Origin of the sequence: Halomonas elongata DSM 2581 (assembly GCF_000196875.2) — a bacterium.
In the GTDB taxonomy this organism is placed as follows: Bacteria; Pseudomonadota; Gammaproteobacteria; order Pseudomonadales; family Halomonadaceae; genus Halomonas; species Halomonas elongata.
Genome location: NC_014532.2, coordinates 1,024,510 through 1,038,821, shown reverse-complemented (window position 1 = coordinate 1,038,821; position 14,312 = coordinate 1,024,510). Strand labels below are relative to the sequence as shown.

The 14,312-nt window shown below is 63.9% G+C and carries 14 protein-coding genes; 1 reads left to right on the top strand and 13 read right to left on the bottom strand.

The window, feature by feature from the left end; translation table 11 throughout:
• Positions 1 to 2: 2 nt before the first annotated feature.
• A complete protein-coding gene (locus HELO_RS04850; protein WP_013331651.1) occupies positions 3 to 233 on the top strand; it encodes a formate dehydrogenase subunit delta in 231 nt (76 codons plus the stop codon).
• 55 nt (positions 234 to 288) lie between these two features.
• Here HELO_RS04850 and HELO_RS04845 read toward each other — a convergent pair whose 3' ends face one another.
• The 13 genes from HELO_RS04845 to prfA form a co-directional block, all read right to left on the bottom strand.
• Positions 289 to 852, bottom strand: coding sequence for a glycine zipper 2TM domain-containing protein (locus tag HELO_RS04845; protein WP_013331650.1), 564 nt, complete (start codon positions 850 to 852; stop codon positions 289 to 291).
• Between the two features lie 187 nt (positions 853 to 1,039).
• A complete protein-coding gene (locus HELO_RS04840; RefSeq protein ID WP_013331649.1) occupies positions 1,040 to 2,332 on the bottom strand; it encodes an NAD(P)/FAD-dependent oxidoreductase in 1,293 nt (430 codons plus the stop codon).
• Between the two features lie 240 nt (positions 2,333 to 2,572).
• Positions 2,573 to 3,631, bottom strand: coding sequence for a polyamine ABC transporter substrate-binding protein (locus HELO_RS04835; RefSeq protein ID WP_013331648.1), 1,059 nt, complete (start codon positions 3,629 to 3,631; stop codon positions 2,573 to 2,575).
• Between the two features lie 100 nt (positions 3,632 to 3,731).
• The gene (locus tag HELO_RS04830; RefSeq protein WP_013331647.1) at positions 3,732 to 5,099 is read right to left on the bottom strand and encodes a glutamine synthetase family protein; all 1,368 of its coding nucleotides are present in this window, start codon (positions 5,097 to 5,099) and stop codon (positions 3,732 to 3,734) included.
• Positions 5,100 to 5,236: 137 nt separating this feature from the next.
• A complete protein-coding gene (locus HELO_RS04825; protein ID WP_013331646.1) occupies positions 5,237 to 6,301 on the bottom strand; it encodes an ABC transporter substrate-binding protein in 1,065 nt (354 codons plus the stop codon).
• A gap of 37 nt (positions 6,302 to 6,338) precedes the next feature.
• Positions 6,339 to 7,136, bottom strand: coding sequence for an ABC transporter permease (locus tag HELO_RS04820; RefSeq protein ID WP_013331645.1), 798 nt, complete (start codon positions 7,134 to 7,136; stop codon positions 6,339 to 6,341).
• On the bottom strand, positions 7,133 to 8,053 hold the full coding sequence (locus HELO_RS04815; RefSeq protein WP_013331644.1) for an ABC transporter permease: 921 nt from the start codon (positions 8,051 to 8,053) through the stop codon (positions 7,133 to 7,135). The genes HELO_RS04820 and HELO_RS04815 overlap by 4 nt, the downstream gene beginning before the upstream one ends.
• Positions 8,054 to 8,063: 10 nt before the next feature.
• The gene (locus HELO_RS04810; RefSeq protein WP_013331643.1) at positions 8,064 to 9,206 is read right to left on the bottom strand and encodes an ABC transporter ATP-binding protein; all 1,143 of its coding nucleotides are present in this window, start codon (positions 9,204 to 9,206) and stop codon (positions 8,064 to 8,066) included.
• A 33-nt stretch (positions 9,207 to 9,239) separates the two neighbouring features.
• The gene (locus HELO_RS04805; RefSeq protein ID WP_013331642.1) at positions 9,240 to 10,532 is read right to left on the bottom strand and encodes an NAD(P)/FAD-dependent oxidoreductase; all 1,293 of its coding nucleotides are present in this window, start codon (positions 10,530 to 10,532) and stop codon (positions 9,240 to 9,242) included.
• A 405-nt stretch (positions 10,533 to 10,937) separates the two neighbouring features.
• Positions 10,938 to 11,684: a HesA/MoeB/ThiF family protein gene (locus tag HELO_RS04800; protein WP_013331641.1), complete on the bottom strand. Its 747-nt coding sequence runs from the start codon at positions 11,682 to 11,684 to the stop codon at positions 10,938 to 10,940.
• Positions 11,685 to 11,689: 5 nt separating this feature from the next.
• Complete coding sequence (locus tag HELO_RS04795) at positions 11,690 to 12,190, bottom strand: Lrp/AsnC ligand binding domain-containing protein (protein ID WP_013331640.1); 501 nt, start codon at positions 12,188 to 12,190, stop codon at positions 11,690 to 11,692.
• A 176-nt stretch (positions 12,191 to 12,366) separates the two neighbouring features.
• On the bottom strand, positions 12,367 to 13,215 hold the full coding sequence (gene prmC / locus HELO_RS04790; protein ID WP_013331639.1) for a peptide chain release factor N(5)-glutamine methyltransferase: 849 nt from the start codon (positions 13,213 to 13,215) through the stop codon (positions 12,367 to 12,369).
• A complete protein-coding gene (gene prfA, locus HELO_RS04785) occupies positions 13,215 to 14,306 on the bottom strand; it encodes a peptide chain release factor 1 (protein ID WP_013331638.1) in 1,092 nt (363 codons plus the stop codon). Before prfA ends, prmC begins: the two co-directional genes overlap by 1 nt.
• Positions 14,307 to 14,312: the final 6 nt, after the last annotated feature.

Here is a 14,312-nt window from a genome sequence, read left to right as displayed (position 1 = left end):
ATATGCAGCACGATCAACGCGAAACTCTGATTCACATGGCCAACCAGATCGCCACCAACCTCCAGAGTTCGAACGACGCCGCAACGGGCGTGCGCAATCACCTGGAAAAGTTCTGGGCGCGCAGCATGAAGGAACGACTGATCGGTTGCCTGGACGATGCCGATTGCGATCTGAATCCGATTGCCCGCCAGGCCGTCGAACAGATGGCCGAACAACGCCGCCAGACTTCCTGACCGGCCTTCCCCTCCCCGAAAGCTTCACGCGCCTGGCGTCTCGGGGGAGGGCCGTTTACCCCTCGGCGGGTGACGCCGATGCCTGCCACTGAGGCTTGCCATCCACCAGGCGAACACGTTCGCCCTCGGGCCGGCTGTCCAGACGGCTGGTGTGCACCTCGCCATCATGCCGCCAGCTCACCTCATAGCCTGTCGTTTCCTGATGGGTATCGGTCACCGTATGGCAGCGTTGCTCGGTGGTGGTGACCGTCTGTCCGGACTCGATGCGCTCCTGCACCTCGCGTCCCGCCAGGCCACCGCCGACCGCACCGGCCACGGTGGCAATCTTCTTGCCACTGCCGCCACCGATCTGGTTGCCGAGAAGCCCGCCGACGATGGCACCGGCGGCCGATCCAACGACGCGATGCGGATCCCGGGTCGGCGCCTGGCGCTGGACCGTCACGTTCTCGCAGACCTCGCGCGGCGTCTCGACGCTGCGCGTCAAGGGCTCGACCCCGGTGATCTCGGCATATTGCGGCTGACGGGCCTCCTGCGCCTCCTGCATCTGCCAGGCACCGAATGCCATGCCGCCCAGACCCAGCACGGCCAGGGTGGTACCCACGACGATCGACTTGCTCATTATCGCTTCCTCCTTTGATCAGCATCGGCGCCGGGCGAGCGATGCCCAGCGGCCCACAGCGAGAGGCAGGGCTTCTCGCGCGACCTGTTTCTTGCCTAGCTTAATCGCACGGGGCGCCCATTTGGGCGCCCCACAAGGAGTTCCATATTGATTGACCCGCCGTCGCCGAGCAGCGACAGGCTTCGGATCAGACGCCCAGCTTGTCCCGCGTCTCGTAGTACCAGGCACCGATGGCCGAAAGCGGCACGCGCAGCATGCGACCGCCGGGGAACGGCAGGTGCGGCAGGCCGGCGAAGGCGTCGAAGCGCTCGTCGCGACCGGTCATGACTTCAGCGATCAGGCGTCCGGCGAGATGGGTACAGGTCACGCCGTGGCCCGAATAGCCCTGAGCATAGTAGACGTTGTCGTTGAGCACGCCGAACTGTGGCAGCCGGTTGAGGGTCATCAGGAAGTTACCGCTCCAGGCATACTCGATGCCGACATCCTTCAGGCCGGGGAAAGTCTTCTCCATCTTGGGTCGGATCACCGCCTCGATGTCGTTCGGATCCTGGCCACCGTAGTTGACGCCGCCACCATAGAGCAGCCGGTTATCGGCAGTGAGGCGGAAATAGTCCAGCAGGTAGTTGCAGTCCTCCACCGCCAGGCCATTCGGCAACAGGGCCTGGGCGCGCTCCGCCTCCAGCGGCTCGGTGGCGATGATCTGGGTGCCGCAGGGCATGGACTTGCCTTCCAGCTCGGGCACCACGCCCTGCAGGTAGGCATTGCCGGCCATCACCACACGAGTGGCACGCACCACACCGCCGGGTGTGGTCAATTGGACCGGGTCACCGTGCTTGAGGTGAGTCACCGGCGTCTGCTCGTAGATCACGCCGCCCCGCGACTCGAAGGCAGCGGCCTCGCCCTGTACCAGGTTGAGCGGATGCATGTGACCGCCCGAGTGATCGACCAGCGCACCGGTATAACGCTCCGTATTCACTTCACGCTTGACCGCCGAGCCTTCCAGCAGCTCAAGCTGCTGGTGGCCATAACGCTCCCAGAGCGCCTTGTGCTCGCGCAGCCCCTTGAGCTGCTTGGCGTTGCAGGCCGCGAAGAGGTTACCGTCACGCAGGTCGCAGGCAATGTCGTACTCGGCCACGCGCTCACGAATGATACGATTGCCCTCGAAGGCCATGTCGCCCAGGGCGCGGGCCGTCTCGGTGCCGTAGCGGGATTCGATCATGTCCATGTCGCGGCTGTAGCTGTTGACGATCTGTCCGCCATTGCGCCCGGATGCGCCGAACCCCACTCGAGAGGCTTCCAGCACCACCACGTCGAACCCCTGTTCGGCCAGGTGCAAGGCCGACGAAATACCGGTAAAACCGGCGCCGACCACGCAGATGTCGCAGTTGATCTCCCCTTCCAGGGGCGGACGCGAGGGCGCGGGATTCGCGGATGCCGCATACCAGGATGCGATGTGCTCCGTGGGCGAGGTGGCAGTCATGAAGACCTCCAGGTGGTTATTTTATTCAACACAATATTGCCGATGATAGGGATACCTATGCCACAAGGCAAACAAAAAGGCGCATGATATTCACCACTCAAGCGAGTGATGAACATCGATCGTCAAATGCCTGAACGCGGCGCACCCCACGCTTGGCACGCCCGCGGATTCCAGCGATGCCCACCCGGGCGCTTGTCTGAAAAGCCGACGAGCGAAGGTTGGACACTTTGAGGACAGTGCCTAGCGGCTGCGCACCTCCGACCACAACTGCTGCAACATCTGCAGCCTCTCCCCCTCGATGAGCGGTGTGGTCACCAAGCGCTCACGACGCCCGCCATCCAGCCGAGAGCCTTCGGCAAGTGCCGGAGGCAGCAGCTCGAGCGCCGCCTCGTTGGGCGTCCGATAGTAGGCATAGGAGGCCGAACGCGCGGCATTCTCGGGACGCATCAAAAAATCGATGAAGGCGTGAGCCAGTTCCGGATGCGGCGCCCGGGCGGGGATCACCAGGGTATCCACGCCCAGTTGCGAGCCCTCGTCGGGCACGAAGAAGTCGAGGTGTTCATAAGTCTCGGGAGAATCCGCCTTGCGATAATCCACATCGCCGCTATAGGTCACGGCGACCTGGGCGACGCCCCTGGCAACCTGCTCGATGGCCGCCGTGCTGTCGACGAAGCCCGTGAAATTGGGGCGATCCAGGGTCTTGCCGACCAGGCGAGCCGCCTCGATCCAGGGCTGCTGGCCGACGCAGTCGAATCCGGCCCCCTGATAGGCGCAGGCCATGCCCAGCGCCACCTGCGGATCGCCGCCGAGAAGCGCGAAGGGCTGGTCGGGATTCACCTCGGGATCGAAGAGCAGACGCCAGGAAGTCGGCGGATCGGGGAAGGTCTCGGTATTGTAGACGATGCCGGTCACGCCCCAGAGGTAGGGCACGCTGTAGCGTTCCTCGGGATCATAGGAGGGATGCCGGAACGCTTCCATCAGATGTTCCCGCCCCTGGAGCAGGGCCGGATCGAGCGGCTGGACGAGCCCCGCCTCGATGAGCCGCGGCACGAAGTAATCGGTGGGCACCACCACGTCGTACTGGGCATCGCCACCCGCCGAAAGCTTCGAGAACATCTCGGCGTTGGAGGTGAAGTAGTTCTGCACCACCTCCACATCGTGGGCTTCCTCGAAGTCCGCCACGACCTCGGGATCCATGTACTCCGTCCAGTTGAACAGGTAGAGCTTGTCGGCAGCGCTTGCCATCGTGCCAGTACCGAGCAGACAAGCACCGACGATGCCGGCCAGGAAGGGTCGCATGAGCGTATCTCCATATGGATGAAAAGCCCTTCCAGCCTAGCCCATCGTGACCGCGCGGGCTCCCCGGCGGAGTCCACGCCGTCACGATGCCACCACCCTCTCAGACTCTCAGCAGCAGATGCTCCCGCTCCCAGGAACTGATGACCTGGAAATACTCGCGATGCTCGGCGCTCTTGACCGCCAGGTAACTGTTGGTGAAACGCTCGCCCAGGATATCGGCGAGAGGTTTGCACTCACGCAACAGCTCCAGCGCCGGCCCGATGTCGTCGGGCAACTTGTTGCCATGGGACCAGGCCGAGCCGACCATGGGCGGGCGCGGCTCGAGCTGGCTGAGCATGCCCAGATAGCCGCAGGCCAGCGAGCTCGCCATCACCAGGTAGGGATTGGCATCGGCGCCGGCCAGCCGATTCTCGACCCGGGTGGCCTCGGGCGTGGACACCGGCACCCGCAACCCCACGGTGCGATTGTCCATGCCCCATTCCACGTTGATCGGCGCCGAACCGCTGCTCTCGGTGCGCAGCAAGCGCCGATAGGAATTGACGTTGGGTGCCAGCAGCGGCATGGCGTCCGGCAGATAACGTTGCAGGCCACCGATGAAATGGTGGAAGAGACGGCTTGGCTGGCCATCGTCACCGGCGAACAGATTATGGCCTCGCTCGACGTCCATCAGGCTCTGGTGGATATGCATCGAACTGCCCGGCTCCCCGGCCATGGGCTTGGCCATGAAGGTGGCATACATGCCGTGGCGCAGGGCCGTCTCGCGCAGGGTACGCTTGAAGAGTATGACCTGATCGGCCAGCGTCAGCGGATCGCCATGCTGGAAGTTGACCTCCATCTGGCCGGCTCCTTCCTCGTGGATCAGGGTATCCAGATCCAGCCCCATGGCTTCACAGTAGTCGTACATTTCCTCGAACAACGGATCGAACTCGTTGACCGCATCGATGGAAAACGACTGGCGACTGCTCTCCTGTCGCCCATTGCGCCCGATCGGCGGTTCCAACGGATAATCCGAATCGGTATTGGTCTTGACCAGGAAGAACTCCACCTCAGGAGCCACCACCGGTTTCCAGCCTCGTGCCTCGTAAAGCGCCAGCACTCGCTTGAGGACATGGCGCGGCGAAAGCTCCACTTCCTCGCCGGTCAGATAGTGGCAATCGTGGATGATCTGGGCGGTGGCATCCTCCGTCCAGGGCACCAGATAGACGGCATTCGGGTCGGGCACCAGTTCCATGTCCCGCTCGACGGGATTCCAGAACTGGGTTTCCTCGTCATCGGGGTAGCCACCGGTGACCGTCTGGATGAAGATCGAATCCGGCAGCCGGGGACGACCGCCATTGAGATACTTGCCGGCGGGCATGATCTTGCCCTTGAGGATGCCGGTCATGTCGGCGACCAGGCACTCGACTTCGGTAATGCCGTGCTGCTGAAACCAATCGTTGAGGAGCGGCAGCTCCTGACGGTTACTCATGGGAATATCCTTGCTGATGAACACGGGTGCAGATCCCGTCGTTCGAAGCTCAAAGCAGGCGAGTGGCGGGATGCGAGATGCCAATCCCCGGGCCCTCGTGGCCAGTGGAGCGCACCCCGCATCTCATCCCTGACGCCTTAACGCGACTTCACTTCCGACCACAATTGCTGGAACGTCTGCAGTTGCTCGCCTTCCAGGGTCGGCGTGAAACGCAGGCGCTCCATGTCCGCTTCGCTGGGCTGGACCGGCGGTTCGGTCAGCACCTCGTCGAGATAGGGACGGGCCGCGGCGTTGGGGCTGGCATAGTAGTTGTAGTTGGAGAGCTGGGCACCGATCTTGGCATCGAGAATGAAATCGATGAACTTGTAGGCCATGTCGGGATTCGGCGCCTCCTTGGGAATCATCATGGCGTCCACCCACATCTCGGCCCCCTCGTCGGGAATCATGAATTTCATCTTCTCGAAGGCCTCCGGGTTCTCTTCCTTGTAGAACAGGAAATCGCCGTTGTATGAGAGTCCCGCATGGATCACACCGCGAGACAGCTGCTGCAGGGCCGGCGTGCCGTCAGTGAAGCCGCTGAATGTCCCACGATTCTTGGTCTCGATGAGTAGCCGTGCCGCCTCGCGCCAGGCATCCATGGAGGTACAGTCATAGCCATGGCCGAGATAGGCACAGGCACTCCCTATGGTGACCTGGCCATCGCCCATCAGTCCGAAGGGATACTCCGCGTTGACCTCGGGGTCGAAGAGCAGCGACCAGCTCTTGGGCGCATCGGGAAAGGTCTCGGTATTGTAGATGAGGCCGGTCACACCCCACTGGTAGGGCGCGGAATAACGTGCGCCAGGGTCGTAGGACGGATCGGCGAACTGCTCCATGACATTGTCGAGATTGTCGAGCTTCGACTTGTCGAGCTCCTTGACCAGCCCCGTCTCGATCAGGCGCGGAATATAGTAGTTCGACGGCACGACGACGTCGTACTGGGAGGTGCCGCCGGCATTGAGCTTGGCGAACATCTCGGGGTTGGAATTGAAATAGTTCTGGACCACCTCGACATCGTACTTCTCCTCGAAGGCCTCGATGATCGCGGGATCCATGTACTCGGTCCAGTTGAACAGGTAGAGCTTGTTCTCCTGCGCCTGTACCTGCCCCGCCAGTGCCAGGCCTGCCAGGGACAGGGCCAGTGTCGTCTTGTTGATATTCATGATGGACTCCTCGTTTCCCCTTGATGGTGACGCCGGCCTAGGCCTGCCGGCGACGGCTGAAGACGAGACTCAGAATGGCGGCGACGGCCACGGCACCGATCATCAACGACGCAATGGCATTGATCTCCGGCGACACCCCCTTCTTGATCGCGCCCCAGATATAGATCGGTAGCGTCGCGCTTTCCGGTCCCGCCGTGAAGAAGCTGATGACGAAGTCATCGATGGACAGCGTAAAGGACAGGAAGAACGCCGAGATCAACGCCGGCTTGATGGTCGGCAGCATGAAGTGCAGCACCCGCTTGAACGGCGTGGCGTACAGATCCTTGGCCGCCTCGAAGAGCGTCGGGTCGAGCCCCACGAAGCGCGAATAGACGATCAGCGCCACGAAGGGAATCTGGAAGGTCACGTGAGCGATGATCATGGTCCCCAGTCCCGGCTTCAACAACCCGGTGGCCTCGTGAACCTGGACGAAGAAGGCCATCTCGGAGATGCCGAAGACGATGTCCGGCAGCACGATCGGCAAATAGATCAGCACGATCAACCAGCCGAGCTTGCGGTGACGGTGGCGATACATGCCGTAACCGATCAGACAGCCCATGACCAGGGCGACCGCCGAGGAAACCACGGCCAGCACCATGCTGTTGGCGAAGGCCGAAAGGATCTGCTCGTTGCCCAGCAGCCGGTGATACCAGCGCAGCGAAAAGCCCGCAAAACTGGCCGAGCTGTTGGCGGAGTTGAAGGAGAACAACACCACCACCGCCAGGGGCAGGTAAAGGAAGAACAGGGTCAGCCACCAGAAGCCCGTCAGGCCACGTCTCAGCGCACGCTTGTTCATATCACCACCTCCTCGCCGCCACCCAGGCGCTTGCCGATGCGTCGCATGGCGAACAGCCCGATGAAGGTAGCGATCAACATCAGGATCGCGCCGGCCGCCCCCAGCGGCCAGTTGGAGCCGCCCGAGAACTGGGTGGCCACCAGGTTGCCCAGCATCATGCCCTTGCCGCCACCCAGCAGTTCGGGAATCACGTACATGCCGAATGCCGGAATGGCCACCAGCACGATGCCCGCCAGCAGCCCGGGCAGGGTCTGCGGGAAGACCGCATGCCAGAAGGCGCGCGCCGGCGAGGCGTAGAGATCCTGGGCGGCCTCCACCTGGGCGGTGTCGAGCTTCTCGAAGGCGGCATAGAGCGGCAGCACCATGAACGGCAGGAAGTTGTAGACCAGCCCCAGGGTGACCGCGAAGTTGGAAGGATAAAGCCCCATGTTGGGCGCGATCAGCCCGAGCCCTTCGGCCAGTTCCGACAGGGGCGTGCCAGGCGCCAGCAGATTCATCCAGCCGAAGGTGCGGATCACCTGGTTGGTCCAGGATGGCACGACTACCGCCAGCAGCATGAGCGGCCGCCACCGCTCGCGGCAGGTGGTGATGTAGTAGGCGATGGGATAGGCCACCAGCACCACCAGGGTCGTGGAAAGCAGGGTCTGCCACAGCGAGCGCAACAGGGTATAGAGATTCCCCGGACTCCAGCCGAGAAAGCCGAATCCGGCCAGGCGCTCGAAGGCATCCAGCGTCAGGGGCATCTGTGGCAGGCCATAAGGACCGTTGGTCATGAAGGCCACGCCCATCAGGTAAGCACTGGGCAGCACCAGGAAGATGATGATCCAGGCCGCACCGGGCGTGACGCTGAACAGCAGGTGGCGCATCTCGCTGACCACGGCCCGGCGGCGCATTGCGTGTTGGGTTGTTTCGGCCATGACACCCTCCTCAGGCAGCGACCCGTACCAGGTCTTCCGGACAGACGCTGATGGTCACCTCATCGCCCTCCCGATGTATTCGCTGGCCCAGGTTGCTGGCCACGGCCATCACCGCCTGCCCGTTGACCTCGAGCCGATACTCGATGCGACTGCCGCGATACAGGCGTTCGCGCACGATGCCCTCCAGCCGGTTGTAGCCCTCCGGCACCTCGGGGCCGAGCTCCAGCGTCTCGGGCCGCACCAGCAGCCAGCCATCGGCCGTATCGCGCTGCTCGTCGGGCAGCAGTCTCAAGCGACCGATCTCGGTCTCCACCCAGTCGCCTTCGCTGCGATGAATGGCAAACAGGTTGTCATGCCCCATGAAGCGAGCCACGAAGGCATTGGCGGGACGTTCGTACACGTCGTTGGGTGCACCGACCTGCTGGATGTTGCCGCTGTCGAGCACGGCGATGCGATCCGACATGACCATCGCTTCGTCCTGGTCATGGGTCACGAACACGAAGGTCATGCCCAGCCGCTTCTGCAGGCGCTGCAGCTCGACCTGGAGCTGGGAGCGCAGACCGGCATCGAGCGCCGAAAGCGGCTCGTCGAGCAGCAGCACATCCGGCTCGCAGACCAGCGCCCGGGCCAGGGCGATGCGTTGACGCTGCCCGCCGGAAAGCTGGTCGACGCGTCGATCGACCAGATCCCCCAGCTTGATGAAGTCGGCGATCTCATCGACCTTGGCATCGCGCTTTGCCGCCGGCAGGCCACGCATCTTGAGGCCGAAGGCCAGATTGTCGCGCACCGAAAGATGCGGGAAGAGCGCATAGGACTGGAAGACGGTGTTGACGCTGCGCCGGTGCGGCGGCACCTCGGTGAGTTCCTTGCCGCCGACCATCAGCGAGCCCTGATCGGGCTCCTCGAGGCCGGCCAGGATGCGCAGCAGGGTCGTCTTGCCGCAACCGGAAGGCCCCAGCAGGGTGAAGAATTCGCCGGCCTGGATGTGCAGATCGACCCCGTCGAGTGCCACGGTGTCCCGCCCGAAGCGCTTGTGCAGGCCGCGCAGCTCGATGGCGGAGGCCTTGCGGGTCGATGCCTCCTGTCGCGGCGTCTCCGCTGCCGGCGTCACATCCGTCTTGTCGGCGATGTCCGCCGGAATGGTATCGCTCATGGAGGTACCCTCTTCGTTGGTCGGTGGCCTCGCTCAGAGGCGATCGCGAAGTTTATAGAACTGGGTGGCCAGCACCAGCAATGGCTTGCGCAGTAGCCGTCCCCCGGGGAAATGTCGATGTGGCATGGCGGCAAAGGTATCGAAACCCTCGCTCTGGCCGGCTATGGCATCGCTCATCAGCTTGCCGGCGAGCCCCGCCATGGCCATACCGTGGCCCGAGTAGCCCTGGGCGTAGAAGAGGTTGTCGTCCAGGCGTCCGAAATCCGGCGCCCGGTTGAGGGTGATGGCCACGTCGCCACCCCAGCGATACTCGATGGGCACACCCTCGAGCACCGGGAAGAGCCTGGCGATCTTGGTGTCCATGCGCGCCTGAAGATTCGGGGGTTCACGTCCATCGTAGCTGACTTCGCCCCCATAGATGAGGCGACGATCCGCCGACAGGCGATAGTAGTCGAGCACGAAATTGGCGTCGGACAAGGCATCGCCACGCGGCAGCACCTGGGCCGCCTGTTCTTCGGTCAGCGGCGCGGTGGCGATCATGTAGTTGGCGGCACGCATGATGCGCCCCGACAGTTCAGGCACCAGGCCAGCCTGGTAGGCATTGGTGCCCAGCACTACGACATCAGCCGTGACCCGACCTCCATCGGTAATCACGACGGCCGGCTCGCCTCGGCGGATTTCCTTGACCGCACTATGCGGATGCAGCCGTGCACCGGCGCGCTGGGCGGCGCGGGCCAGGCCCAGCGTGTAGTTGAGAGGATGCAGATGTCCGCCCTCGCGATCGTACAGGGCGGCGGGATAGGCATTGGTGACTACATGGTCGCGCAGCGCCTGCCCTTCCAGCCATTCCAGCGCCTCGTAGCCGTACTTGCCGCTCAGTTCCTCACGGAACGCTTCCAGCTCCCGGACATGGCGCGGCTTGACCGCTGCGTGGAGATAGCCCCAGGCCAGTTCGCAGGGAATCGCATGGCGTTCGACCAGATCGGCGGTGAGGCGTACCGCCTCGCGACTCATCTCCCAGATGCGCCGGGCGCTCTCCAGCCCCAGCGCCCGTTCGATCGTGGCAATCTCGGTACCGAGACCGGGCAGGATCTGGCCGCCGCTGCGGCCGGAAGCTCCGTGGCCGATGTCCTCGGCTTCGAGCAGTACCACCGAATAGCCTCGTTCAGCCAGATGCAGCGCCGCCGAGCAGCCGGTGACGCCGCCGCCGATCACGCAGACATCGACATGTCGGTCCTCGTCCAGAGGACCACAGGGATCGAGTTCGACGGCGATGGAATCGCGATACCAGGAAGCGGGACGCTCTTGGGGAGCGGAAGTCTTCATACAATCAGCCTGTTAGGTGCGCAGTGCGCTCGTTGTTGTTCACCGCCCCGCCGGCTTCGGCCGATCGGGACAGCTTCAGTTTGACACCAGCACTGCGTTTAATGTCAAGTATTCAATAACGAATCAACAACGTCGCCCGAGAAAAAAACACACCAGGAGTGTGTCAAAGACCTTGTTTTTCACGCTTTATCGCCGCTAAACAAGGCATCTTCTTTCGAGGCTGGACGGCAATTCTTGCCAGCGACCGCTCCCGCCAGGCGTCAAGTAAACACCATCAAACGTCTATCAACGAAAGCGGTCAGAGGGCAGGCTGGAAGACACGGCGAGCAAGCGGATGGGCAAGACGACAGGCGATGTGGGACCACAGCTCGACCGGGCACGGCACAAGCGGCGATGCCAAGCCGGTCAACCATGGCACACCGGGCACTCGGGATCTCGAGGCACCTTGAAGTGGCGCCACTGGCCCGTCAGACCATCGAAGGTGGAAAGCCCCCGATGCACGCTGCCAGCGCCACTGACCAGCTTGATCGCCTCCAGTGCCTGAAAGCAGCCGATGAGACCGACCAGGGGGGCCACCACGCCGTTCTCGGCACAACGGAGTTCCTCGTCGCCCCCCTCGCCCGGCGGATAGAGGCAAGCGTAGCATGGCGATTGTGGATCGCGCGGATCGAACACCGCCAGCTGTCCGGAGAAACGGATCGCCGCTCCCGACACCAGCGGCACCCCGGCATGCCGGCAGGCCTCGTTGACCGCATAGCGACTGCTGAAACGATCGGTGCAGTCGAGCACCACATCGGCCTGGGCCACCGCCGCCCGAAGTGCCTCGCCGTCCAGGCGGCTGGTGAGAGCGCGAATCTCGCAATCCGGATTGAGCGCCAGACCGGCATCGCGAGCCGACTCGGCCTTGGGACGCCCGATATCGGCCATGCCATGGGCGATCTGGCGCTGCAGGTTGGAAAGCTCGACCTCGTCATCGTCGGCCAGCGTCAAGCGGCCCATGCCGGCCGCCGCCAGGTACAGCGCCACCGGCGAGCCGAGCCCGCCGGCACCGACCACCAGGGCATGGCCGGCCAGCAGCCGCTCCTGCCCCTCGATGTCGATCGCATCGAGCATGATCTGACGGCTGTAGCGCAGCAGCGCTTCGTCGTTCATGGGGCTCACTTGTCGTCGAACTCCTCGATGTCGGGCACGTGGAGGACAACGTCCTCCTTGACCTCCTCCATCACCACATAGCTCTTCGACTCCTTGACCCCGGGCAGGGTCAGGACCACATCGCCGAGCAACTGGCGGTAGGCCGACATCTCGGGAATGCGACACTTGAGGATGTAGTCGAACTGCCCCGAGACCAGGTGGCATTCCTGAATCTGCGGCAGCTTGGCCACCGCCCGACGAAACTCATCGAATACCGATGGCGACTGGGTCTCCAGGCTGATCTCGACGAACACCAGCAGGTTGGCCTTGAGGGCCCGGGGATCGAGCAGTGCCTTGTAGCCACGGATCACGCCCGAACGTTCCAGGCGCTTGACGCGCTCCAGGCAGGGCGTGGTGGAAAGCCCCACCTGGGAGGCAAGATCCACATAGGAGATGCGGGCGTTTTCCTGCAGGCAGCGCAGGATGTTGAGGTCGATACGATCTAGCGAGCGAGTCTTGGTTTTCATTGTCGTCCTGACACGCGGTGGGCGTTGGTCTTTGCCGCCCTGGCAGAAACTTCACCTGAAAATCACCCTTCAGCAGGAGATTACCAGTGTTCGATCATGCCAAGAGGGCCACTGATGGAATTTTTTACTGCCCTCAGGTTTAACATAGCCGCCCCCACGGGCTCCAGTCCGGATTCTCAACGCCGGCTCCCCGCCCAGCGGCCGAGACTGACCCGCTCGTGCCCCGCCAGATCCTGCTCGCTGGCCACGTCCTGATATCCCTTGGCACACAAGGCCTCGCGCACCGCCGCCCCCTGCTCGGCACCATGCTCCAGCAGCAGCCAGCCATCCGCCACCAGCCGATGGCGCGAGGCATCGACCAGGTGATGGAGATCGGCCAGCCCCTGGTCGCCCGCCACCAGGGCACCACGCGGTTCGAAACGCACGTCGCCAAGCTCGAGGTGCGGATCATCGTCGGCCAGATAGGGGGGATTGGCGACGATCACATCGAAGTCGGACTCGTCGAGCGCCGCGAACCAGTCGCCGACCCGAAAGCCGACATTGGCGATGCCCAGCCGCTCGGCATTGCGCCTCGCCAGCGCCACGGCACCGGGATTGAGATCGATGCCTAGTGCATACCAGTCGGGACGCTCGCTGGCCAGGGCCAGTGCCACGGCGCCGCTGCCGGTGCCCAGATCCAGCAGCCGACCGGCACGTGCGGGCATGCGCGACAGCGCCGCCGCAACCAGTGTCTCGGTGTCGGGCCGGGGAATCAGGGTACTCGGCCCGGTGAGCAGGGACAGCCCCCAGAATTCACGCTCGCCGGTGAGATAGGCCACCGGCTGTCCCGCCGCCCGGGCGGCGATCAAGGCCTCGAAACGCGCCTGGTCGGAGCCGCCGGCCTCCCGATCCCCCCAGGTATAGAGCCAGGCGCGGTCGACACCGAGCACATGGCACAGCAATACCTCGGCGTCGAGACGCGCGCTGGGCGAGCCGGCCTCGACGAGCCGCGAGGCGGCCCGCGCCAGCAGGATGTCCAGACGCATCAGCCCTCCTGCTGCAGGGCGGCCAGTTGCTCGGCCTGGTACTCGTTGATCAGGGGCTCGATGACCTCGTCGAGCCCCTCGCCGCCGACCACATCGGAGAGCTTGTAGAGGGTCAGGTTGATGCGATGATCGGTGACCCGCCCCTGGGGGAAGTTGTAGGTACGAATCCGCTCGCTGCGATCGCCCGAGCCCACCAGTGAACGCCGCTCGTCGGCCTGCTGCTGACGCTGGCTGTCCTGGGCGGCCTGCTTGAGGCGCGCGGCGAGCAACGACATGGCCTTGGCGCGGTTCTTGTGCTGGCTGCGCTCCTCCTGGCACTCCACCACCACACCGCTCGGCAGGTGGGTGATGCGGATCGCCGAGTCGGTAGTATTGACGTGCTGCCCGCCGGCGCCACTGGCGCGGAAGGTGTCGACGCGCAGTTCATTGGGGTCGATATCGATCTCGCCCACCTCGGCGGCTTCGGGCATCACCGCCACCGTGCAGGCCGAAGTATGGATACGCCCCTGGGATTCGGTGGCCGGCACGCGCTGCACGCGATGGGCCCCGGACTCGAACTTGAGCCGGGCATAGACGCCCTCGCCCTTGACCCGGGAAATCAGTTCCTTGTAGCCACCCTGATCGCCATGACTGGCGCTGACGATTTCCACCTTCCAGCCATGCAGTTCGGCATAGCGGGAATACATGCGGAACAGGTCGCCGGCGAACAGCGCCGCCTCGTCGCCACCGGTGCCGGCGCGAATCTCCAGAAAGACGTTGCCCGCGTCGTCCGGGTCCCGGGGCACCAGCAACTGCTTGAGACGTGTTTCCAGCGCTTCCAGCTTCTCCCGCCCCGATTCGCGTTCCATCGAGGCCAGTTCGCGCATTTCGGCATCGGCATCATCGGCGAGCGACTCGGCGGCCTCGATGTCCTCCTCCACGGCACGGTAATCGCGCCAGGCCGCCACCAGGTCATCGAGCTCGGCATATTCCCGCGAATAGTCGCGAAAGCGAGGCTGATCGGCAATCACCTCGGGATCCGCCAACAGGGCGGCGAGCTCCTCGAAGCGCTCGGCAAAGGTGTCGAGACGCTGACGCAGGGAAGCTTTCATCAACAA